The organism is Flavobacterium sp. (assembly GCF_013823965.1).
Taxonomy (GTDB): Bacteria; Bacteroidota; Bacteroidia; order Flavobacteriales; family Flavobacteriaceae; genus Flavobacterium.
Genome location: NZ_PNNA01000035.1, coordinates 16,744 through 41,126, shown reverse-complemented (window position 1 = coordinate 41,126; position 24,383 = coordinate 16,744). Strand labels below are relative to the sequence as shown.

The 24,383-nt window shown below is 36.1% G+C and carries 15 protein-coding genes and 3 tRNA genes; 9 read left to right on the top strand and 9 right to left on the bottom strand.

Annotated features, from left to right (window positions below; translation table 11 throughout):
- Positions 1–350: Clp protease N-terminal domain-containing protein (locus C0430_RS04215; protein WP_290865803.1), on the bottom strand; the 350-nt coding region annotated here is incomplete at its 3' end.
- Between the two features lie 259 nt (positions 351–609).
- Between C0430_RS04215 and gyrA the strand changes: the two genes are divergently transcribed.
- On the top strand, positions 610–3,240 hold the full coding sequence (gyrA, locus tag C0430_RS04210) for a DNA gyrase subunit A (RefSeq protein ID WP_290865801.1): 2,631 nt from the start codon (positions 610–612) through the stop codon (positions 3,238–3,240).
- Positions 3,241–3,336: 96 nt separating this feature from the next.
- On the top strand, positions 3,337–4,626 hold the full coding sequence (locus tag C0430_RS04205) for a tetratricopeptide repeat protein (protein WP_290865799.1): 1,290 nt from the start codon (positions 3,337–3,339) through the stop codon (positions 4,624–4,626).
- Between the two features lie 41 nt (positions 4,627–4,667).
- On the opposite strand, the gene C0430_RS04200 is transcribed toward C0430_RS04205, so the two are convergent.
- A complete protein-coding gene (locus C0430_RS04200; protein ID WP_290865797.1) occupies positions 4,668–5,429 on the bottom strand; it encodes a C40 family peptidase in 762 nt (253 codons plus the stop codon).
- 85 nt (positions 5,430–5,514) lie between these two features.
- Positions 5,515–6,693 carry an acetyl-CoA C-acyltransferase gene (locus tag C0430_RS04195; RefSeq protein ID WP_290865795.1) on the bottom strand — a complete coding sequence of 393 codons (1,179 nt, stop codon included), beginning with the start codon at positions 6,691–6,693 and terminating at the stop codon, positions 5,515–5,517.
- Positions 6,694–6,997: 304 nt separating this feature from the next.
- Between C0430_RS04195 and C0430_RS04190 the strand changes: the two genes are divergently transcribed.
- The 3 genes from C0430_RS04190 to C0430_RS04180 all read left to right on the top strand — a co-directional run bounded on the left by C0430_RS04190 (position 6,998) and on the right by C0430_RS04180 (position 7,261).
- Positions 6,998–7,084: transfer RNA gene (locus C0430_RS04190), tRNA-Ser, on the top strand.
- A 14-nt stretch (positions 7,085–7,098) separates the two neighbouring features.
- Positions 7,099–7,173 (top strand) — tRNA-Pro (locus C0430_RS04185).
- A gap of 14 nt (positions 7,174–7,187) precedes the next feature.
- Positions 7,188–7,261 (top strand) — tRNA-Arg (locus C0430_RS04180).
- Positions 7,262–7,641: 380 nt separating this feature from the next.
- Here C0430_RS04180 and nagA read toward each other — a convergent pair.
- The 6 genes from nagA to C0430_RS04150 form a co-directional block, all read right to left on the bottom strand.
- Positions 7,642–8,763 carry an N-acetylglucosamine-6-phosphate deacetylase gene (gene nagA / locus C0430_RS04175; RefSeq protein ID WP_290865793.1) on the bottom strand — a complete coding sequence of 374 codons (1,122 nt, stop codon included), beginning with the start codon at positions 8,761–8,763 and terminating at the stop codon, positions 7,642–7,644.
- Between the two features lie 87 nt (positions 8,764–8,850).
- The gene (locus C0430_RS04170) at positions 8,851–10,959 is read right to left on the bottom strand and encodes a GDSL-type esterase/lipase family protein (RefSeq protein ID WP_290865791.1); all 2,109 of its coding nucleotides are present in this window, start codon (positions 10,957–10,959) and stop codon (positions 8,851–8,853) included.
- A gap of 131 nt (positions 10,960–11,090) precedes the next feature.
- A complete protein-coding gene (locus tag C0430_RS04165) occupies positions 11,091–12,335 on the bottom strand; it encodes an MFS transporter (protein WP_290865789.1) in 1,245 nt (414 codons plus the stop codon).
- An 87-nt stretch (positions 12,336–12,422) separates the two neighbouring features.
- A complete protein-coding gene (locus tag C0430_RS04160) occupies positions 12,423–13,595 on the bottom strand; it encodes a galactose oxidase (protein WP_290865787.1) in 1,173 nt (390 codons plus the stop codon).
- Between the two features lie 30 nt (positions 13,596–13,625).
- On the bottom strand, positions 13,626–14,546 hold the full coding sequence (locus tag C0430_RS04155; protein WP_290865785.1) for a dihydrodipicolinate synthase family protein: 921 nt from the start codon (positions 14,544–14,546) through the stop codon (positions 13,626–13,628).
- Positions 14,547–14,880: 334 nt separating this feature from the next.
- The gene (locus tag C0430_RS04150; protein ID WP_290865783.1) at positions 14,881–16,113 is read right to left on the bottom strand and encodes an ROK family protein; all 1,233 of its coding nucleotides are present in this window, start codon (positions 16,111–16,113) and stop codon (positions 14,881–14,883) included.
- Positions 16,114–16,865: 752 nt separating this feature from the next.
- On the opposite strand from C0430_RS04150, the gene C0430_RS04145 reads away from it, so the two are divergent.
- The 4 genes from C0430_RS04145 (at position 16,866) to C0430_RS04130 (ending at position 24,370) form a co-directional block, all read left to right on the top strand.
- Complete coding sequence (locus C0430_RS04145; RefSeq protein ID WP_290865781.1) at positions 16,866–18,503, top strand: beta-N-acetylhexosaminidase; 1,638 nt, start codon at positions 16,866–16,868, stop codon at positions 18,501–18,503.
- A 68-nt stretch (positions 18,504–18,571) separates the two neighbouring features.
- Positions 18,572–20,563, top strand: a complete 1,992-nt coding sequence (locus C0430_RS04140) for a glycoside hydrolase family 2 protein (protein WP_290865779.1) — start codon at positions 18,572–18,574, stop codon at positions 20,561–20,563.
- A gap of 45 nt (positions 20,564–20,608) precedes the next feature.
- On the top strand, positions 20,609–22,885 hold the full coding sequence (locus C0430_RS04135; protein WP_290865777.1) for a GH92 family glycosyl hydrolase: 2,277 nt from the start codon (positions 20,609–20,611) through the stop codon (positions 22,883–22,885).
- Between the two features lie 24 nt (positions 22,886–22,909).
- Entirely contained in the window at positions 22,910–24,370 is a 1,461-nt protein-coding gene (locus C0430_RS04130) for a glycoside hydrolase family 125 protein (RefSeq protein WP_290865775.1), read from the top strand.
- Positions 24,371–24,383 lie beyond the last annotated feature (13 nt).

Genomic DNA, 24,383 nt, shown 5'->3' with positions numbered 1-24,383 from the left:
AAAATGCACAATAATAAATGTGCCGTGCTGATCGAAGTGCTGTGAAACACTTTTGCTTCGAGAAAAGTAGTCTTTAATGCACGCTCAGCTTGTCGCGTAAGGTGTAGATTCTTTTTGTCGTTATTGATTTCTATGTTAGGACTTGCGGGGCTCAAGATTTCTACTTTTCTTCGAAGATGGTCTAAATCTATGGATAAATTGTTCAATATGTTTATTGCTTTACCATTGCCATCTCTTAAAATTCCCAATATCAAATGCTCTGTTCCTATGAAGTCATGTCCTAATCGCAAAGCTTCTTCCTTGCTGTAGGTAATAACATCTTTTACTCTTGGTGAAAAATTATCATCCATAATATTATAATTGTAAACGTAAATTTAGTGAATTTGTGACTGAAAAACAAAAACCATTCCTTTTAAGAACTTCTGTCAGCTAATTGACAAAAAAAGAATCAAAAAAACGTTAAATATCACTTAATTTATTAACTAAAAAACGAGTAAATTTTGTTAATAAATCATTGAAATTAGTAGTGTAAAAAGGCTTTGAAAAAATCAAAAAGGTGTATATTAGCACGTTTTGAAACTAAAATAAATCTATTAAATATAACAACTTATGTCTGAAGGAGAAAAGTTAATTCCCATTAACATTGAAGATGAAATGAAATCAGCTTACATCGATTATTCGATGTCGGTAATTGTGTCACGAGCGCTTCCTGATGTTAGAGATGGCTTGAAACCAGTACATCGAAGAGTGCTTTACGGGATGTATGATTTGGGAGTAACTTCAAAATCTGCCCATAAAAAATCTGCAAGAATTGTCGGAGAAGTTTTAGGAAAGTATCATCCACATGGCGATACTTCAGTTTATGACGCCATGGTTCGTATGGCCCAAGAATGGAGTTTACGCTATTTATTGGTGGACGGACAAGGTAACTTTGGGTCTGTTGATGGCGATAGCCCAGCAGCAATGCGATATACCGAAGCCAGAATGCGCAAAATTTCGGAAGAAATAATGGCTGACATCGAAAAAGAAACTGTTGACTTTCAATTGAACTTTGACGATACTTTATACGAGCCAAAAGTGATGCCTACCAGAGTTCCCACTTTATTAATAAATGGTGCAACGGGTATAGCCGTGGGTATGGCAACTAACATGCCTCCCCACAATCTTACTGAAGTTGTCAATGGAACATTGGCCTATATTGACAATAACGAAATTGAAATAGATGAATTAATGACCCATATCAAAGCTCCGGATTTTCCAACCGGAGGAACAATATATGGTTATGAAGGCGTTCGTGAAGCTTTTAAAACGGGTCGTGGACGTATCGTAATTCGTGCCAAAATTAGTTTTGAAGAAGTGGATGGAAGAGATTGCATCGTGGTTACCGAAATTCCATACCAAGTCAACAAAGCAGACATGATTAAGCGTACTGCCGATTTGGTTAACGAAAAGAAAATAGATGGAATTGCCAATATTCGCGACGAATCCGATAGAAACGGGATGCGTATCGTTTATATTTTGAAACGGGATGCCACGCCAAACGTGGTTTTGAATACACTTTACAAGTTTACGCAGTTACAATCATCATTCAGTGTCAACAATATTGCATTGGTAAAAGGTCGTCCGCAAATGTTGAATCTAAAAGACATGATTCACTATTTTGTGGAACACCGTCATGATGTTGTGGTTCGTAGAACACAGTTTGATTTGCGCAAAGCACGTGAAAGAGCACATATCTTGGAAGGTTTAATCATTGCTTCGGATAATATCGATGAAGTAATTGCTTTAATCAAAGCTTCAAAAAACACGGAAGAAGCCAGGGAAAAATTAATCGAAAGATTCCAATTGTCCGATATTCAGTCTCGTGCCATCGTAGAAATGCGTTTGCGTCAATTGACAGGTCTGGAACAAGACAAATTAAGAGCGGAATATGACGAAATAATGAAGTTAATAGATCATTTACAAGCTTTATTGGACGATATTAAATTAAGAACTGCCTTGATAAAAGAAGAGCTTATTGAAATTCGTGATAAATATGGAGATGCTCGTCGTTCATTAATCGAATATTCAGGTGGAGACGTAAGCATCGAAGATTTGATTGCCGATGAAAATGTGGTAATCACCATTTCGCACGCCGGTTACATCAAACGTACTAATTTGTCGGAATACAAAACACAAAATAGAGGAGGAGTTGGTCAAAAAAGTGCCGGAACAAGAGATCAAGATTTCTTGGAACACATGTTTGTGGCGACGAATCACCAATACATGATGTTCTTTACCCAAAAAGGAAAATGTTTCTGGATGCGTGTTTATGAAATTCCTGAAGGAAGCAAAACGGCAAAAGGCAGGGCTCTGCAAAACTTGATCAATATCGAAAGTGACGATAAAGTAAAAGCATTTATTTGTACCCAAGATTTAAAAGACAAGGATTACATCAACAGCCATAACCTTATTATGGTGACCAAAAAAGGTCAAGTCAAAAAAACTTCTTTGGAGAAATATTCTAAACCTAGAGTAAATGGAGTAGCCGCGATAACCGTTAAGGAAGGCGACGAATTATTGGAAGCCAAACTGACCAATGGAGAAAGCCAAATTATATTGGCCGTGAAATCAGGAAAATTGGTTCGTTTTGAAGAAACTAAAACACGTCCGATGGGAAGAACCGCTTCTGGAGTTCGTGGAATTACTTTAAAAGATGACACAGATGAAGTAATTGGCATGGTTACTGTAAATGACATGAACAGCGAGATTCTGGTAGTTGCCGAAAATGGTTACGGAAAACGTTCCAGCCTTGACGAATATAGAATCACGAATCGTGGTGGAAAAGGGGTAAAAACCTTGAATATCACTGAGAAAACAGGTAAATTGATATCGATAAATGCAGTTACTGATTCAGATGATTTAATGATTATCAACAAATCTGGATTAACCATTAGAATGGCTGTCGAAGATTTAAGAGTTATGGGACGTGCCACTCAAGGTGTTAAATTAATCAACATCAAAGGAAACGATTCGATAGCCGCAGTTACTAAAGTAATGAAAGACGATGTTGCCGAAGTTGAAGTCGACGAAGACGGAAATGTAATAGAAACGGAAGCTATCGAAAGAGTGAAACCTGTTCTTGAAGTCCTTGAAGATGAAGGTGCAGATGACGAGGACGAAGAGGATGAAGATGATTCCGTGGAAGACGAAGATGATTCGGACGAAAACGAAGAAGACGATTCAGACGACGAAAAATAATAAATAACATAACCAACATTATTATTTATGATAAAAATCATAAAGGATAAATGTTTTTCTCGCTATTTTTGGCGCATAAAATTTAAAATAAAAATTATGAAAAGTAAATATGTAATACTAGCATCAGCATTGTTGATATCAGTAGCCACTTTTGCTCAAAAAGATCAAATCAAAGCTGCTGAAAAAGCGCTAAAAGCTGGTAATTCCCAGGAAGCAATAACTATTTTGCAAGGAGCTGAATCATCATCGGCTACTGCTCCCGATAATGAAAAAGCCCAATATTTCTTTGTAAAAGGAAATGCTTATTTGGATTTGGCCAATAAAAAAGTGGAAGAAGGAAAGAATTTATCATTGGCAGCAAAAGCTTACCAGGATTTAATGGCAGTCGAGAAAGCTTCCGGAAAAGTTAAATATTCTGCTCAAGCCACTACTTCAATCATTGACATCAAATACAAATTGATTACCAGTGCCATTGCTGATTCTAAAGTGGATAAACATGTTGAAGGTGGGAAAAAGTTGTACGATGCATATTTGTTGGACAAAAAGGACACCATAAATTTGTATTATTCAGCTTCAACTTACGTAAACGGTAAAGATTATGCCACAGCTCTTAAAATGTATGAAGAACTGAAAACATTGAATTATTCCGGTAAAGGAACGAGTTATTTGGCAATGAATAAATTAACAGGTCAGGAAGATTTGTACACCACAGCCAAAGAAAGAGATTTAGCAGTAAAATTAGGAACGCACGAAAAACCAAAAACGGAAGCCATTCCTTCAAAAAGAGGCGAAATCTATAAAAACATTGCCTTGATTTTAGTTCAAGACGGAAAAACGGAAGAAGCTAAAAAAGCAATTTCTGATGCCAGAAAAGCAAATCCTGAAGATACTTCATTGATTTTGACCGAAGCCAACTTGTACTTAGAGACAAAAGATTTTGAAACTTATAAAAAATTAATTGCAGAAGCATTGGAAAAAAATCCAAATGACGTTGATTTGATTTTTAATTTAGGAGTGCTTAGTGCCAATGCAAAAAATGCTGTAGATGCTGAAAAGTACTATAAAAAAGTAATTGAAATCAATCCTAATTACATTAATGGTTACATCAACTTGGCAGCCTTAAAACTGGAAGACGAGAAGGTAATTATTGACGAAATGAATAAATTGGGAACTTCAGCCAAGGACATGAAACGTTATGAAGTGTTGAAAACAAAAAGAGAAGAATTGTTTAAAGGCGTGATTCCTTTTCTTCAAAAAGCAGTTGAAATCGATTCTAATAATTTAGATGTCGCCAAAACACTTTTGAATGTTTACAGCGCATTAGAAATGACTACCGAATACAAAGCTTTGAAAGAAAAAATTAAAGCATTGGAAGCTTTAAAATAGCAGAAATAAAAAATCCCGATTTAAGAAAATCGGGATTTTTTTTATATTATTTTTTTTATGACCCGAAGTTTATGCGTATGTTTATTGGCTTCGGCATTATAAATGCCTAAATGGTCCAGCCTGTCAATTCTTACTTTTCCGCTGGCATGAATGATGTAATTGTCCTCCATGATAATCCCCACGTGAATGATATTGCCATCCTCATTATCGAAAAATGCTAAATCACCGGGTTCACTTTCTTCAATAAAACTCAATGCTTCTCCTTGTTTTGATTGCTGTGAAGCATCTCGCATCAGTTTGTAACCGTTAAGTTTGTAAACCATTTGTGTAAAGCCCGAACAATCTACTCCAAAAGGTGTTTTGCCACCCCAAAGATAAGGTGCGTTGAGAAACATAAATGCAGTATTTAGCAAACAATCCTTTGTTTTTGTGCCGCTGATTTTAGTGCCTTCAAAATTATAGTTGGATGTGTTTATATCACCATGATTCAAAAAGGACAAAGAGGCTCCCAATGTTATTGGAAGCAGTAAATTATTCGGAGCCGTAATGTATTCAACCAAATCAGCATTTAAAACAATGGCATCTTCCGATAATTGGTGGTATTCGGATTCTGAAATAATTTGATATTGTTTTGAATCTACCCAACCTTCATAATCGTCGTATTGCAATTTAATTTTTGACCATTGTTTCAATTGTTCCAGAACTTCAAAATGTTCGCCAAACAAAACTTGGGAAACTATTTCACTTTTGTCGCTGGGTTCAAACCGAAGAGGGATTATGGCTAGATTACAAATTCCGAACATATTTTATTGTTTTATATTCTAAATTCTAAATTTTGAATTAGGTGTAATTCATTTAAAATTTAACATTCATCATTTAGAATAAAATTTATATTTTTTCAATAACAATCGCCGAAGCTCCTCCGCCACCATTACAAATAGCTGCTGCACCAATCTTTCTGCTATTTTGCTCCAAGACATTTAATAAAGTCACTATGATTCGCGCTCCGGAACATCCAAGAGGATGTCCTAAAGAAACCGCTCCACCATTAACATTTACTTTATTGTTGTCTAATCCAAGGATTTTGGCATTGGCTAAGCCAACCACTGCAAAAGCTTCGTTAAATTCGAAATAATCTACGTCACTAGTTGTCAATCCGGCTTTTTCCAATGCTTTAGGAATTGCTTTTGAAGGAGTTGTGGTAAACCATTTTGGCTCTTGGGCTGCATCGGCGTAACTGCGAATGTAGGCCAATGGTTTTAATCCCAAAGACAATGCTTTTTCCTCACTCATCAACACTAAGGCAGCAGCCCCGTCATTTATTGTGGATGCATTGGCGGCAGTAACGGTTCCGTCTTTTGTAAAAACGGCATTCAATGATGGAATTTTATCCAATTTTACATTCGTGAATTCTTCATCTTTGGAAACTATAATTGGATCTCCTTTTCTTTGCGGAACGGCAACAGGAACTATTTCGTTGTCAAATTTTCCGGCTTCCCAAGCTTTCGCTGAACGCTCATAGGATTGAATGGCGAAATTATCTTGATCTTCTCTAGAAAAGTTATATTCGGCAGCACATAAGTCGGCACAAACACCCATGGCATTGTTGTCGTAAGCATCTGTCAGTCCATCTTTCTGCATTCCGTCAACCATTGTGGTTGGGCCAAATTTATAGCCATTTCTTAAATGCATATAATGTGGAATCAAGCTCATGTTTTCCATTCCTCCGGCAACTACAATTTCGGCATCGCCGCATTGAATGGCTTGTGCACCCAACATCACTGATTTCATTCCTGAAGCACAAACTTTGTTAACTGTGGTACAAGCCACGGAATTGGGCAAACCGGCAAAAATCGCGGCTTGTCTGGCAGGAGCTTGGCCAACGCCGGCCTGAACGACATTGCCCATAAAAACTTCATCAACTAAATTCACGTCTAATTGTATTTTATCCAATGCGCCTTTTATGGCCGCTGCTCCTAATCTTGGTGCGGCAACAGTGGATAATCCTCCCATAAAACTTCCAATTGGAGTCCTGACAGCTGAAACGATGACAACTTTTTTATTCATGATGAGTTTGTATTTTAGTTTAAGTTGCGAATTTAATCATTTTGTGTAAATACCAAATTACATTTTTGATATTATTACGCCATTATTGGGGCAATTTTGAATTATTACTATTTAATGTCCTTTTATTAATATTCATTTGAATAAAAACACAAATTGTTTCTCTAAAAACAAGCTATGCGTTTGATTGTTAATGTTTTTGAATTCGGTATAAAAAAACATTAAAAAAAAGGGGCTAATAATTTGTGAAATATAGAATAGAAAGTTACATTTGCAACCGCTTAAAAGGATTATAAGTTCTTATATTGGAGAGTTGCCTGAGTGGCCGAAAGGACATGTTTGCTAAACATGCGTATGGGAAACTGTACCAAGGGTTCGAATCCCTTACTCTCCGCTTTTTTTGCACTTCGGGGTGTAGCGTAGCTCGGTTATCGCGCCTGCTTTGGGAGCAGGAGGCCGCAGGTTCGAATCCTGCCACCCCGACAAATTGAAATAATGGACGCATAGCTCAGCTGGATAGAGCACCTGCCTTCTAAGCAGGCGGTCGAAGGTTCGAATCCTTCTGCGTTCACGGAATGGGATAAGTCTATTTTTTAGATTTGTCCCATTTTTTTTATTTAGGGAAGCCTTGTCAATACTGGCAATTTTTGATGAGATTGGGTTCAAATCTGCGGTTCGAACTTTTTTATTTTCAAATTTAAAATTACTTGGAAATATCGAACCAATTATTCTTCTTTTAGCATCAATACCACTTCCGATGTATTGATTTTCATTATTTTATTTATCGCATTATTGTATAGTTCTTAAACTTCTTTTTCGTTGATAGCTTCTAATATAAAAAACCACGAATAGATCGCTACTCGTGGTTTTTTCATTTTTAACAAAAATCTCTTTTAATTGACTGATGATGTTTCCTCTTTCAGAAGAAATGGTAATTTTAATGTTGATTGCTTAAATCGAGTCATAATTTAGGGTTTCTATTCTTGTCAGATTATCGTTGAATGTTGCAAAACTTGCTGGAAATCCTGGTTTTATTTTGCCCAATTGATTTTCCATCTTTACTGCACTTGCCACTCGACATGTAGCCATTTTAATTGCTTCGTCCGCAGATACATTTAAATGATTGAATGCATTTTGGACAGCTTCTTTCATCGAAATACTTGCTCCGGCTAAATTTCCTTCTTCATTCCGATAAAAACCATTATCCAGATGAGCATCAAAATTCTCCCATTTGAAATTGGAAACTTTGCGTCCTAAAAAAGCGGCATCAGTAATTAAAAAGAATTTATCCTGTTTTAGTTTATATGCTAATCTTGCAGCTGCATAATCACAATGGGCACCATCTAAAATAACAGGTGCATAAACGCTTTCGTTTTCTAAAATAGCACCAACCAAACCTGGTTCCCGATGACCAAATTGTGTCATGGCATTAAACAAATGAGTTGAGAGTTTGATTCCTTTGGAAAAATAATATTGTGCTTCTTTGTAAGTAATTGTAGAATGTCCGGCTGAAATGACGATGTCACTTTCTAGCAACATATCCAGTTGCTCATCGGTAAAGCATTCTGGAGCAATAGTAATTACTTTTATGACATCTTTGCCATAACGAATAATCTCCTCCAATTCCGAATTGGTGGGTTTGCGAACCTGATTGATACTATGTGCACCGCGTTTCAAAGGATTTAAAAAAGGTCCTTCCAGATGCATTCCCATTACCCCATTATTGTTTTTTGCTTTATAATTGCGAATGGCTTCAATTCCCTGAAGTATGGTTTCCTTAGATGAAGATATCAAACAGGGAAACGTATGTGTTGTAGCATATTGTAAACTGGCTTTTTGGATGTCATTAATCGCTTCTTCTGTTGGAGTTTGGCTAAAATAAAATTGCTCGCCACCGTTTATTTGTATGTCTATGAAACCCGCAGAAATGTGATCTCCTTTCAAATCAATTATAGGAACATTATTTGGGATTTCTTTTTGGACAGAAACGATAATTCCATTTTCTATGATGATAATGTCATTATTTATTTCTTCGCCAGTATGTACTATGCCGTTAATAATAGCTTTTTTCATTTTTTATAATTTCAATTTGTTTATTTGGTGTATTAACTACAAAATTCTTGTTTTCTATCATAAATGTATTGCGTTTTTGTGAATGTTTTAATTTTCAATACTTGAATGGATTTCTAGTTTAAAAGTAGAACAGGGAAGACCTGCTTCATTCACTAAATTAGCTGTTGTAAAAGGTTGCCAACCATATAAAATTGTTTTTATTTTTTCACCTTTTGGGATAGTAATTACCACTTGATTCTCCACGATTGCTGCTTTGCCTTGAATATGCATTCCCTTGTCGTTTAACAATTCAAAACCAATTAATTCTTTTTTATCCGCTGTTGTTAATTGTTTGGTAAAAGTAAATGAAACCAAAATATTTTCACCTTTTTGTATGGCTTTTATGGCGGAAGGACCATTCGCAATAACAGCTTTTCCATAAGTGTACCTCAAGGCTAAAAGAGCCAAACGATTGGCAACTTCTTTTTTCTTGATCGGATGAACATTTAAAGTATCTCCATAATCCATGCTGATGGCCATTCCGCTATTTGGTATTTTATTTTGCAATCTATTTTGGACATCTCTGAATGCTGGCCAAGTTGGTCTATCAATACTTGATAATTGTACATAATAGAAGGGAAATACTGTTTGCCAGGCTTTGCGCCAACTTTCTACCAATGTTGGCATCAGATGCTCGTATAATTCAACATTGTGTGCATTGCTTTCGCCTTGGTACCAAATCACGCCTTTTATTGGGAATTTTGTAAAAGCTTGCACTCCAGCTTCAAAATTGTAGCAAGGATCATAGGGATGCCTTTGTTTTGCATTTGTGGCATTTTTCAAATTTGCATTGGCACGTTCTCTGACCCATGGCATAAGGAAATCTGATTTGTGCCAGCTGGTTAATACATCAACTACTTTATTGTCATGTTCCAATGTATATCTGTCAATCCAAGATTCTATGGGTGATCCACCAACAACAACTTGAATTAAACCCACGGGCACATTTTCTTCGTGGGCGATGTTTTTACCAAAATAATAGGCAATGGCAGAGAAATCTTTTGCACTTATCGAATCACATACCGCCCAACTTCCGGAAAAAAAATGCAGCTGATTGGTTTTAGTCAAAGTGGTTGCATCCCAGGCTGTTTCATCAGTATCATGTATCGCTTTGGCATTGAATAATCGAATAGTTGTATTTGCGATTGCTTTTTTTGCTTCTGCCGAACCATTTTCAGCGTTTTGAAGTTGAAATGCCATATTTGATTGTCCGGAACAAAACCAAACATCTCCAATTAGAATATTCCTTAAAATAATGTTTGTTTCTTTAGAATGGATAGTCATTTCATACGGCCCGCCTTGTTTCATAGCGGCGAAAGTAATTTTCCATTTTCCATATTTGTCGGCAATGACGTTCTTTTTTTGTTGTTTAAAATTTACTTCTATAATATCGCCTCCATTGGCCGTTCCATATATTTGAATAGGCTGATTGCGCTGTAAAACCATATTTTCCGTGAATACAGGAGCTAATTTTAATCCGCCAAAATTTTGAGTTATGTTTTCATAAACGGTCTGGGCCAAAATGGCTGCTCCTTCTTTCGTTGGATGTAAAGCATCGGGAAAAAGATCAGGACGACTGTATAACTTTTCATGTAAATCAATTAAACCAACTTGATTTGCTTTTGCAATGTTGGGTATATGGGATTGAATTTGCCAAAACCAATCTCTCGTTCCTGATTTAAAGCGGGAATGGTCATTAAATATAGGCGTTAATCGACAGATATATATATTTATCGATGGATTTTGTTTTTTTAAGGTTTCTATCAGCCAAGAATAATCAGCATCAAATTCTTCTTTGTAATTGGGCCAATTTCGTGGATCTGTATCATTTAATCCTAAATGAATAATGGCAATATCAGGACTGTATGCAATGGCATCGGCATATTCCTTAGTTTTATAATATGGTTTATGTCCTTTTTTCAAAAGCGTTGCTCCGCTATGTCCAAAGTTTTTCACTTCATATTTTTCACCCATCAGGATTTGAAGTTGCGAAGGGTAGGATTCATTTACTGCATCTGGTAAAAGATAACCCGCAGTTACCGAATCTCCAATACAGGCTATTTTAAGTATTGATTTTTGTGCAGCCAGTTCAATATGGCTAAGTATAGAAATTAAAAATATGAATAAGAGAAGATTCCTTTTCAAATAATTCATCATATTAGATAGTTATTTCTATGAATTTGACAATTTATCAATCAAGGCGAAACATAAAGATTTCGCCTCAACAGATAAAAAACTAATCAAAACCAAACAATTACAAAAACATAATAAAGCTATGTTTGAGAGTTTTATGCGTCAACAAAATCATTCACTTTTGGACGTAGAAAACTGATTTGAACTATTAATGCAATTACAACAACTCCCGCCATTAAGGCAAAACCAGAGCCTAAAGTTCCGCTATCCGATGATTTACCTAAAAGCGAAGTTACTAATGCGCCACAACCAACTCCGGTCATATTCAGGACTCCATAGGCTGTCGCGCGGTATTTTGAAGAAACAAATTGACAAATGATAGGCATATTATTGGCATCAAACATCCCGTAGCCTATACCAAAACAAAGTGCAGCACCCACGACATTGAATAAAGAATGTCCAAAACCAATCAACAATAAAGCAGGAATGGTTAAACTCAGGCCAATTGCACTGGTATAAACCCTGCCTTTTATGTTTTTTTGAACCCATTTATCAGATAGAATGCCACCAAAAATCACTCCCAATAATGATGAAAAAGAGATGGCAATGGTTGCTAGAGGCCCTGCCTGTTCCATTGGGATTCCCAAGTTTTCTGAAAACAAGGTTGGCAACCAGTTTTTTGTAGCCCAGCCCGGCAAGCTTATTATGGCAAAATAGAATAAGATAACCCAGAAAGAGATGTTCGTGAATAAAAGCGCAATACCCTTGAAGACTGAACTTTTTTCCTTTATTGGCATCAAATCGGGATCTATAGTTTTTACTCCGACAACTTTTTTCTCTTTTAAAAAAAACACTAAAACGAAAGTATAAAAAATACCTGTTAGCCCAAAATAATGAAAAGTGGAATGCCAAGAATAGGTAGCGGCAATTGTAGCGCCAAAGCCCCCCAATGCGGAACCCACATAAAGTCCTGTCATATGAATACCAATGGCAAGTGACCTAGTTTTTTGTTGATGGTAATCCGCTATCAACGATAAACCGGCAGGAATATATAAAGCTTCACTCACTCCCATAAGAGCTCTCAACCAATACACTTGATTGTAAGTTGTTGCATATCCCATAGCGTACGTAACCGCTGACCATACAAATAAACTGCCTATAATCAGCCATTTTCGGTTTAATTTGTCCGCTATAATTCCGGATATAGGACTCATTAAAGCATAAATCCAAAGAAAAATAGCCATCAAGCGTCCAAAGTTTTCACCGGACACTAATTCAGCAATGTCTGCTTCCATTGAAGGGCGCATTGTTGCCAGCATCTGTCTGTCCATATAGTTAAGCAAGGCTACAAGCCATAACAAGCCTACCACGACCCAAGGATAATACTTTGTATTTTTCATATTTTGATATGCTTTAAGATTACATTTATAATTTCAATTTCATTTTTCGAATTGAAGAAATGGAATTAAAATCTATTTTGAGCGAAATTATTTTACAGTACCCAACATCACATCAGGAGTGCGAATACCTGGTTTTATTTCCCCATTGGACAAAACAATTTCATTTTTCCACATCGTGGCTGTAGTAGTCACATGAGCAAGAAATGGTAGTTCACCAATTTTGGACCATGAATCGGTGAGGGTGTTGTATAACAAGATTCCTTTATAGAAACCATCATGATTTGTGTTCAGCATATTTTTCTCAGCGGCTAGTTTTGTCTTTTCCTCGGGAGAATCTGTTTTTGAAATTTGGGATAAATAGGTTTCTATTTTATGAAAGACAGTACCATTATCACCGCCAACAATTAAGATTGAATTTTTCCCCACTGCCACACCTGCACCTGCTGAAAAATTGGTTGTATTTACTCCATCGGAAATGTTGGCACGACTTTCCCAGATTTGTTTTTTAAGATTAAAGACAAAAGTAGTGTTATGCAAATCACTTATTCCCGAAGGTGTTTTAGTTCTTCCGCCAATGATATAAATATTCGTCGCATCCTTGTCTTTCTGGGCCACCGCAACCGAATTAGCCAAGGCTAAAGGCAATTTTGGCAATGATTTCCACTCCCGATTAGTACTGTTTAAATCTAGACTGAAAAACAAATCGGAAGATTTAGTCGACTCATCACCACCAATGGCAAATACAACATTGCCAATATGAGTAAGGGCAATATTGGTAATGGCTAAAGGAAAATTGGGTAGGGAAGTAGCTTCAACATCATTTTTAGCATTATTCCATTTTAAGATAAAGGCCTTGTTAGAAAGTCCATTTTCATTTTCACCGCCTACATATACCACTCCTAAATCCGTTGAAGTAGAACCACAATAGGCGATAGGTTCCGGTAAAGTACTGCGGACGTTTTTATTCCATTTATAGACTTCATTGCATTTTTGCAACACATGAATTTCTTTTGAATAGTGTTTTTTTCCTCCTTCCCAAGGCATTTTGTCTTGGAAATTGGCACCTCCCGATACAATTAAAACATCGTTGGTAATGCCATTAATCGCACCGGCAAAACCCAAAGATATGCTTCCATCGGCATTTTGTAGTTGTGCTGCTTTTTTCCATTGAATATGGTTTACAGCTTTTTTTTGAGAAAAGGCATCAGTTGTCGACATAATTAGTATTGAAAGAATTATAGAAGAAAAATAGTTGTTCATGGTTGTTGTTTTATTACAAAACAGACTATGCTATTTTGATTTGAAATCTTCAAAATTGAGGCTTTCCACATCTTTTTTAAATAACTCGAATTGGTCGGCACTCATATTTTTTACAGGCAATCTAAATTCACCTAAATCTAATCCAACCATTTTCATATAGGCTTTACCTACTGAAATTCCACCGTATTTGCCCAATAGACGAATCATGTCAATTGATTTTTGCTGCAAGAGACGTGCTTTAACCAAGTCATTGGCATTAAAAGCGGCAATCAAATCATAATATAAAGGAGCTGCATAATTAAATGTACTTCCTACAGAACCTTTGGCTCCTAAAACCAATGCGGAAAGCATATTCTCGTCGCGCCCCCAAAGCATGTCGTATTTGCCATTTTTATAACTCATGCAACTTTGAAAATCCATAAAATCTTCATGTGTATATTTTATTCCTGCAAAATTAGGAAGTTTACCGTCTAAAACTTGGATTAACTCAAACATAGGCAGGTTTACTCCTGATAATACTGGAATATGGTAGTAGTATAAAGGCATATCAGGAACACTTTCGCCTACTTTGATACAAATTTCTGCAAGTGTGTTTACATTGGCAGGTTTGAAATAAAAAGGAGCTGTCAATGAAACTGCATACAAACCAATTTTGTGGGCGTGTTTAGCCAACTCAATACAATCCGAAAGGCAAGTTCCTCCCAAGAATACCATCACTTTAAAATCGGCATCATGATTAGAGCAGTCAGCCCAAGCTTGAGCTACGGCTTTTTTCTCTTCTAGTGTAATAGAAACTCCTTCTCCAGTAGATCCGTTGATGAAAGCGCCTGTAATTCCGTTTCTTTTTAGAAAAGTATAGTATGCCGGAATTAGGCTGACATCTAATTTTCCATTGTTGTCGAAGGGTGTAAAAGGAGCTGAAATAAGTCCTTGTAAATGTTCAATTTTCATAAGATATTTTTTTAATTGTTTTTATGTTTTCTAATTTAGATAGTAAATTTAAAAATTACCAACTTAATTTAAAACCCTGTTTTTGTTATGGATTTTAAATGTTTTTTGGATTGATGAAATCTTTTTTTAGTGGTAATTTTTACAATTTTTTTCTTTTAAACAAAAGTGTTTTTCTCACTGTTTATTGAAGAGAAAGTAGGAAATAGAGTAAAAAGACAATTTAAAATAGAATTTTCATCGTGTTGTTTATTATCACGATGTAAATATATTAATAAATTTAATAAATACAATATAGTTATTAAATTATTTTAATAACTAAAATTAAAAAGTTAGTTTAGTTATTAATCAATGGAGACAACATTTTTTCTTTTATGACGCAACAAGCCCCAATAACTCCGGCACGACGGCCTAAAGTTGATTTTTTAAGTTTCATGTCTCGGTTAACCAAACCTAATGAATATTTTTTTAATGCGGATTGAATTGGCAAAAGAGTATAGTCGCCTAATTGGGCAAAATCACCACCAATGACCAATAAATCTGGATTAAAGATATTGAGTAGAATAGATAAATAGCGTCCCATTTTCTCACTTTGCTTGGTTACCAAATCAACACATAAAGTATCTTCCAAATTCAAGGCACCGGCAATAATGGCATGATGTTGTAATGCTAAAGCATTATCATCAAGAACTATTTTTGATTGTTTGCCTTCCTTTATGGCGGCTTTAAACTGATTTACTAGAGACCAGCCTGAAATTTCAGTTTCCAGACATCCCAGTTTACCACATTGACACATAAATCCGTTATCAAAGATGGTGCTGTGACCGAATTCTCCTGAATATCCTGATTTTCCGTAGTAAAGTTTTCCGTCAGTTATCATTCCTATGGCAACACCCCAACTATAATTAAGAAAGATTATATTCTGTTCGTCATCGACTACTCCTTCAGAATATTCACCAAAAGCCATGGCTCTAGTGTCATTTTCTAAATGAACGGGTAAATCTAATTGCTCTGAAATGATTTCTGTTAAAGGTCTATTTTCGCTAAAGAAATAATTATAGCTAAATCCCTCCATCGAATTTATTCGACCTGAAAAATTGATGCATGCTCCCACGATCATCTTTTTTTCTACGGAGCTGTCTTCTACAAATGAGTTAATTAAGTTACAAAATTGCAATAGCGATTCTTGGGTGTTTTCTAAAACAAATGAGGTGCCCAATTCAATACTTACAAGCTCATTTTTAATATTTTGTAATCCTATGGATATATTGGCAATACCAACTTCAACTCCTAAAAAGTAAGAACAAGTGGGATTGATGCTGAATAAAGAAGGACGTCTTCCACTGCTATTGGTAATTTTGCCTAAATCTACTACATAACTTTCTGACAATAATTCGTTAACGGCTTTAGTTACCGTTGGTATACTAGATTGTAGTTCAGAACTTAATTCCGCTATCGTGGCATTACCTGCAGATAATAAACGTTTTACGATTGCTTGTCTTAGCATATGCCACTTTTGACCAGAAAGGCTTTTGTCTTTACTTATGTCTAATAAATCTTTTAAACTCATCGTTTACTTTTTAAAAAAATTTAATTTTTCAATTACAAACTTACTATATTTTTTTTAACTCCGTGATTTAAATCTTATTATCATTATTCAATAGTAGCTTATTTACTGTAATCATCATTATGGAAGTTGCGTTTATTTTGAATTTATGTAATAGAAAATAAAATCAGTAATTAAAGAATTTGGTTTGATGTTTATTTTAATACTTTATAATTCATTTAGGGTTTTATAAATTATAATTAAACTGATGATTTGCATTAATTAGAATTAAAAGACTCAAAGCTAATTAGTTTCATATAAAGACATTAAGTAGATACATTGAGATTTATTTTAATTTATAATAAAAGAATGTTATTCGTTGACTAAATTCTCTTTTGATTATAAAATCTAGCGAAGTTTTTTCTGGTTGAAAACTTAAGTGGAAGAAAAAAAATCATTTTATGTTCAAGTATATCTATATTGTGTTCGAACACAATATTTGTTTTGTTTTCTTGTTTTAAATAAAATAAATCTATAATTTCACGCGGTCTAACATTATTAAAAATATTTAAAAAGCTTAATAAAAACGTTTTAAGTACTTTTTAAGGAATTTTAGGATCTAAAAATAGACTATAATTTAAAAATCGAAAGCATTTTTCAAGCAACAAAAAATAAATAAAATCTAGGGAGAGACGATTTATACACTTAGAGAAGTTTACAATAAAAAATGAAAATAGAGTAAAATAGCAAATAAATAATTAATTAAAACGTAAATTATGATTAGATCATTCATCCTTACTTTTCTTTTATGTGGCGCATTTGCGTTTGCACAGGAAATAAAAATCATTCCTCAACCAGTGCAGGTTATTAAAAAAACAGGAAATTTTGTCATTAATCCACAAACAAAATTGGTAGTTGTCAACAAGGATGACAAGGCTACAGCCACTTTCTTGAACAAATATCTGGCAGATTACTATGGTTTTGAATTGCCAATAGTGAATAAAACCGGCAAAAACAGCATTGAGTTCAAAAGTTTCAATAATATTGGTGGAGTTAAAGGTGACGGCTATAGCTTAAAATCAGACAATAAAAGGATAGTAATTGAAGGAAATTCTCCTACTGGCACTTTCTACGGAATGCAAACCCTGATTCAATTGCTTCCTTTGGAAAAAAGCAATAATTTAAAAATTGCATTGGTAGACGTTAAAGATGAACCTCGTTTTGCTTATAGAGGATCAATGCTGGATGTCGGGCGCCACTTTTTCCCGGTTTCATTTGTCAAAAAATACATTGACTATTTGGCTTTGCACAAAATGAATTATTTCCATTGGCATTTGACTGAAGATCAAGGCTGGAGAATCGAAATAAAAAAATACCCTAAGCTTACTGAAGTTGGCTCCATCAGAAACGGTTCTATAATAGGTAGATATCCAGGAAGAGGAAGTGATAATACACCTGAAACTGGTTTTTACACGCAAGAAGAAGTAAAAGAAATTGTTAAATACGCTTCGGATAGATTTATTACTGTAATTCCAGAAATTGAAATGCCGGGTCATAGTAGTGCTGCAATTGCCGCTTATCCTATGTTGAGTTGTTTCCCAAACGAAAAAACAACTATTCCTGATAATATGATTTCCGAGAAAAGCAAACAAGAATTGGCTAGTGGTAGGGTAAAACTGGTTCAGGAAACATGGGGTGTTTTTACTGATGTTTATGCTCCAACGGAATATACTTTTAAATTTTTGGAGGATGTTCTTGATGAGGTAATGGCTTTATTTCCGTCAAAATATATTCACGTAGGAGGAGACGAATCTCCCAAGGACGCCTGGAAAAGAAGCGAATTTTGTCAACAGCTGATTAAAGAAAAAGGTTTGAAAGATGAACACGAACTTCAAAGCTATTTTATCCAACGCATGGAAAAATACATTAATAAAAATGGTAGAACATTAATTGGTTGGGACGAAATACTTGAAGGAGGCCTTGCCCCAAATGCAATAGTGATGAGTTGGAGAGGTGAAGCTGGAGGTATAGCAGCTGCCAAAGAAAACCATCAGGTAATTATGACACCGGGAAGCCACGTTTATTTGGATCATTCTCAAACAAAAAATGAAAAAGAAGTTACCATTGGTGGTTTTACCAACTTAGAAAAAATTTATGGTTATGAGCCTATTCCAAAAGAGCTAAATGAAGAACAGTCAAAGTATGTTCTGGGTGCCCAAGGAAACGTTTGGACAGAATATATGCCTAATCCAGCCAAAGTGGAATATATGATATTTCCGCGTTTGAGTGCTTTGAGTGAAGTCTTGTGGTCTCCAAAAGAAAACAAAAACTGGCCTGATTTTCAAACAAAAATTGAAACCATGAAGAAAAGATACAGTATGTGGGGCGCTAATTATTTTAAAGAAACGGAATAATGTTTTAAAAAAAGCAGTCCAATTTGGGTTACCTTTTTTATTGGCAAACGTTTAATATATTAAAAAAAATGGAATATAGAAATAGCTTGTTTTGGTTTATTATCATTGTCTTGGCAAATCTGACTTTAGAAAGTAACGCCCAAAACAATGCAGTTCTAAAAGATTGGCAATTTCGTCAAGTAGGAACCACAAAATGGAATGTCGCCACTGTGCCCGGCGAAGTACATACCGATTTGTTAAACAACAAATTGATTCCGGATCCATTTTACCGCGACAATGAGAAGAAATTACAATGGATTGAAAAAAAGGATTGGGAGTATAAAACTTCATTTTCGGTAACTCCTTCCAACCTAAAACAAAAATATGCAGCATTAGTTTTTGACGGTCTGGATACTTATGCCAATGTTTACCTAAATGATGTATTGGTTTTAAAAGCCGATAACATGTTTCGTCAATGGCGCGTAAACGTAAAAACAGTTATAAAACCAGGAGCCAATACTTTAATAGTCGTGTTTCAATCGGCACAAAATGTTGTCGATTCGTTGGCAAAAAAAGATTTGCCGTTTGTAATCCCGGACAATCCCCGAGCGTATGTTCGTAAAGCTCAATATCATTTTGGTTGGGATTGGGGGCCTAAATTTACGACTTGCGGCATTTGGAAAGAAGTGCGATTGGAGACTTATGACAAAAAAACTCCCGAGAAAGACTACGTCCCGTCGCGGAAAATAGAGTTGGTGCAACAGCCAGACAGTTTGGGTAAATCGTTTTATTTTAAAATTGACGGCAAACCCGTTTACATGAAAGGCGCCAATTATATCCCATCGGATGCATTTCTTTCGCGTGTAACCAAAAAAGAGTACGAAAAAATCATCAAAATGGCCAAGGATGCCAATATGAACATGCTGCGTGTTTGGGGCGGTGGAATTTACGAAGACGATTATTTCTATGATTTATGCGACAAATACGGCATCAACGTTTGGCAGGATTTTATGTTTGCAGGAGCGATGGTTCCAGGTGACAAAGCGTTTTTTGAAAATGTGAGAGAGGAAGTGAAGTATCAGGTAAAGCGTTTGCGTCATCATCCAAGTATTGTTTTATGGTGTGGAAATAATGAAATCGATGAGGCTTTCAAAAATTGGGGATGGCAAAAGTCGATGAAGATGTCAAAGCAGGATTCCACTCGTTTATGGAAAGATTACGTTCGGTTGTTTCAAGACAGCATTCCAAGATGGGTAAAGGAAGTTGATTCACATCGTCCCTACATCAGCAGCTCGCCATTGTTTGGTTGGGGAAGGGATAAAAGTTATAAAGAAGGAGACAGCCATTACTGGGGATTGTGGTGGGGATTAGCAGATATTGAATCTGTAAAAGATAAAACAGGCCGATTTGTCAGTGAATATGGAATGCAAGCGATGCCCAATTATGCATCGATAGAAAAATTTACTTTGCCGGAAGATCGTTATTTGTTTTCCGATGTGTTGAAAGCTCATCAAAAGGCAGGAAGTGGTTTCGAAAAATTAAATTCTTATTTAAACCGATACTTCATCGATTCGACGAAAATAGCAAAGATGAGCGTTAAAGAGTATACTTATCTCACCCAGTGTCTGCAATATTATTCTATTAAAAACAGTATTTGGATTCACCGTTCCAAGGCACCTTATAATATGGGAACATTGGTCTGGCAACTCAACGACTGTTGGCCAGTGGCCAGTTGGAGTGTCACGGATTATTATAATCGACAGCCCAAAGCATCGTGGTACGCTATTCGAGAAGCTTATCGCGATGATATTATTCCACAAATCGATTTAGTGAGGCCCAAAGATTTAAAATTAGAAAATCCTGAAATCAGTTGGAAAATAAAAGGGAATGAAATTATTATTAAAGCCCGAAAACCAGCCAAATACGTGTATGTAGAAATTAAGGGTTACATAGGGAAATTAAGTGATAATTATATAGATTTGATGGCAGGAAAAGAAACAAGAATTTCATTTGAAGGTAAAATAAACAAGCCTGTTATCAACGTTATGTCGTTGTATGATGTAGTTAATAAGTACAAGTAAAACAATAAAGACCAGTGTTTTAAATTAGTTAATATCAAGTAAAAAATGATTGTAAAAAAGAGCAAAACAGCTTTCTTTGGAATTTTCGCATTTAGCGTATTGTGCACTTTGTCCGTGGTTTCGCAAGTAAAAAGCAAAACCAAAACCAATTCAAATTACACCCAATATGTTGATCCTATCATTGGATCAGCCGGTCATGGTCATGTTTTTGTGGGTGCCAATGTGCCTTTTGGAGCAGTTCAATTGGGGCCAACCAATATTGCCGAAGGTTGGGATTGGTGCAGTGGATATAATTACGCCAGCAATACTATTTTAGGATTTACGCACACCCATTTGAGTGGCACAGGAATTGGTGATTTGAATGACATTCTTTTACTGCCGATAACAGGGAAAGTATCGCTCAAAAAAATGACAAAAGAAGATTTGAAAAACGGTTACGGTTCTCTTTTTTCTCATAATAACGAGGTGGTTAAACCTGGTTTTTACAGCGTATTGCTTGATCGATATAACGTGAAAGCAGAATTGACCGCAAGTGAAAGGGTCGGTTTTCATAAATACACTTTTAATTCAGCGGAAGATTCCCACATTTTACTTGATTTGACCGATGGTGTTGGATGGGACAAACCAATGGAAACGTACATCAAAAAAACAGCCAAAAACACTATTATGGGCTATCGCTATTCGAAAGGCTGGGCTGACGATCAACGAGTGTATTTTGCGATGGAATTCTCGGAATCCATTGAAAATATTTCATTATACGACGATGAGGTTTTGATAAATGAAACCGAAGGCAAAGGCATTCGGATGAAGGCAGTCATCGATTTTAAATCAAAAAAAGAAAATGTAGTTCTTGTGAAAGTGGGTCTTTCGCCAATAAGTTGCGAAAATGCTTCCGCCAATATCAAAGCTGAAATCCCGCATTGGGACTTCGATAAAACGGTGAAGCAAGCCGATTTGAAATGGAACAACAAATTGAACAAAATTCAGATAACAGCAGACGACAAAACCAAAAAAGTGTTTTACACCGCTTTGTATCACACGATGTTTGCACCTTCTATTTTTAATGATGCCAATGGCGATTACAGGGGAACGGACAAAAAAGTGTATCAAAAAGTTGGATTTACTAATTATACCACCTTCTCTTTATGGGATACTTATCGCGCATTGCATCCTTTGTACACCATAACTCAATCCGATAAAATTAACGATATTATAAAATCCTTTTTGGCAATTTACCAACAACAAGGAAGATTACCCGTTTGGCATCTGATGGGGAATGAAACCAATTGCATGAACGGCAATCATTCCATTCCCGTGATTGTGGATGCTTATTTTAAAGGATACAGGGATTATGACACGGCTCTTGCTTATGAAGCCCTCAAAAAAACTGCCATGCAAACCCGTGACGGAATGGATTATGTACAAAAACTGCAGTACATTCCTGCCGATTCACTGACCGAAACGGTTGCCAATGCGCTCGAATATGCCATTGATGATTGGTGTATTGCCCAAATGGCAAAGGATTTGAACAAGATGGAGGATTATTATTATTTTTCAAAAAGAGCCAATTTGTATAAATTGTATTTTGATAAAGAAACGACTTTCATGCGAGGCAAAATGAAAAACGGACAATGGCACGAACCATTCAATCCGCTTTCATCGGAACACCGTAAAGACGATTATGTAGAAGGTAATGCCTGGCAATACACTTGGCTGGTGCCGCAAGATCCTTATGGATTAATTGATTTGTTTGGCGGGGATGAAAAATTTTCGAAAAAACTCGATACCCTGTTTGTCATAAAAGATGGCGTTGTCGGTGCTGATGCTTCCCCGGACATTAGCGGTTTGATTGGGCAATATGCCCAAGGCAATGAGCCGGGACACCACATTCCTTATTTGTTTTCTTATGTGGGACAACCTTGGAAAACGGCAAAACTCATCCGCGAGATTGCCGATAAATTCTACACAACCAAACCGGATGGATTATGCGGCAACGAAGATTTGGGGCAAATGTCGGCTTGGTATATTTTTTCGGCCATGGGTTTTTATTCCGTTAATCCTGCCAATGGAATTTATGTTTTGGGAAGTCCATTAGTGAATAATGCTGTTATAAATTATAAAGAAGGAATTTCATTCCAATTGACGGCAATCAATAACAGCGCTACGAACATTTACATTCAAAAAGCGGAATACAATGGAAAACCATACACAAAATCCTATATCACTCACGACATGATTGCAAAAGGTGGAGAATTGAAATTGTATATGGGAAGTTCGTCTTCAGCGACCTGGGGAGTCAAAAAAGGAGACAGGCCATTGTAGGTCTTAATTAGACATAAAAATATCATGCAAACACGTAGAAAATTTATTAAAAACTCTGCAATTTTTTCGGCTGGATTGTTGGCAATTCATTCCGAAGCTTTTGGCTTTCAGTCTGATGGTTTTAATTTTCCAATGAAAGAATTCGTATCGAAACGTCCGCCATTGGCTGAAAGAAAATTTACCAGTAAAGCAATTGAAGCCGCCATTGTTCGTGTCAAGAAACAAATTGCAAATCCCGAACTGGCTTGGTTATTCGAAAACTGTTTTCCCAATACTTTAGATACTACAATCGATTTTGAAATCATTGACGGAAAGCCGGACACCTATGTGATTACCGGCGACATTGATGCGATGTGGCTGCGGGACAGCACTGCCCAAATTTGGCCCTATCTTCCTTTTATCAAAGAGGATGCAAAATTAAAAGAATTAATAAAAGGAGTCATCAACCGTCAAACCAAGTGCATTTTATTGGATCCGTATGCCAATGCTTTCTACAAAGACTTTAATCAGGTGAGCGAATGGAAAGATGATATTACCAAAATGAAACCAGGAATCCACGAACGCAAATGGGAAATAGACAGTTTGTGTTATCCAATCAGGTTGGCATACGGTTATTGGAAAGAAACTGGCGACACCAGTCCGTTTGACAAGGATTGGAAAGAATCGATGCGATTGGTCTTGCAAACTTTCAAGGAGCAACAACGAATGCACGACAAGGGACCTTACAGTTTTCAGCGTACCACTGCTTGGGCTACAGATGGTGTGCCATTGAGTGGTTATGGTTATCCGATGAAACCTTGCGGATTGATTGTTTCCACATTCCGTCCAAGTGATGACAGCACACTATTTGGGTATTTGATTCCAAGTAACATGTTTGCCATTGAAGTTTTGGGGTATTTGGTCGAAATGTTTTCTTCTCCAAAAATAAAGGACGAAGCATTAGTTGACATATCCAAAGAACTGCAACAACAGGTTCAAAACGGACTGAAAGAAAACGGAATTATCGATCATCCAAAATTTGGAAAAATTATTGCTTTTGAAGTTAATGGCTATGGAAGTTTCCATATGATGGATGATGCCAATGTGCCGTCCTTATTGTCATTACCTTATCTGGGCGCCATTCAACCTAATGAGCCTTTATATCTTACAACTCGAAAAGTAGTACTTTCAGAAAACAATCCATTTTTTTATAAAGGAAAAGCCGGAGAAGGTGTTGGCGGTCCTCACACAGGAACTGATACGATTTGGCCAATGAGTATTATTCTAAGAGCCATTACCAGCGTGGATGAAAAGGAAATACAAATGTGTATCGGTATGTTGCTTAAAACCCATGCCGATACCGGTTTTATGCACGAATCGTTTCACAAGGATGATGCAACTCAATTTACCCGTAAATGGTTTGCGTGGGCCAATACTCTTTTTGGAGAGTTGATTATTCACACGAGTGTTCAATATCCAAAAATATTGGCAAATAAAAATATGTAAATAAATTATTTGG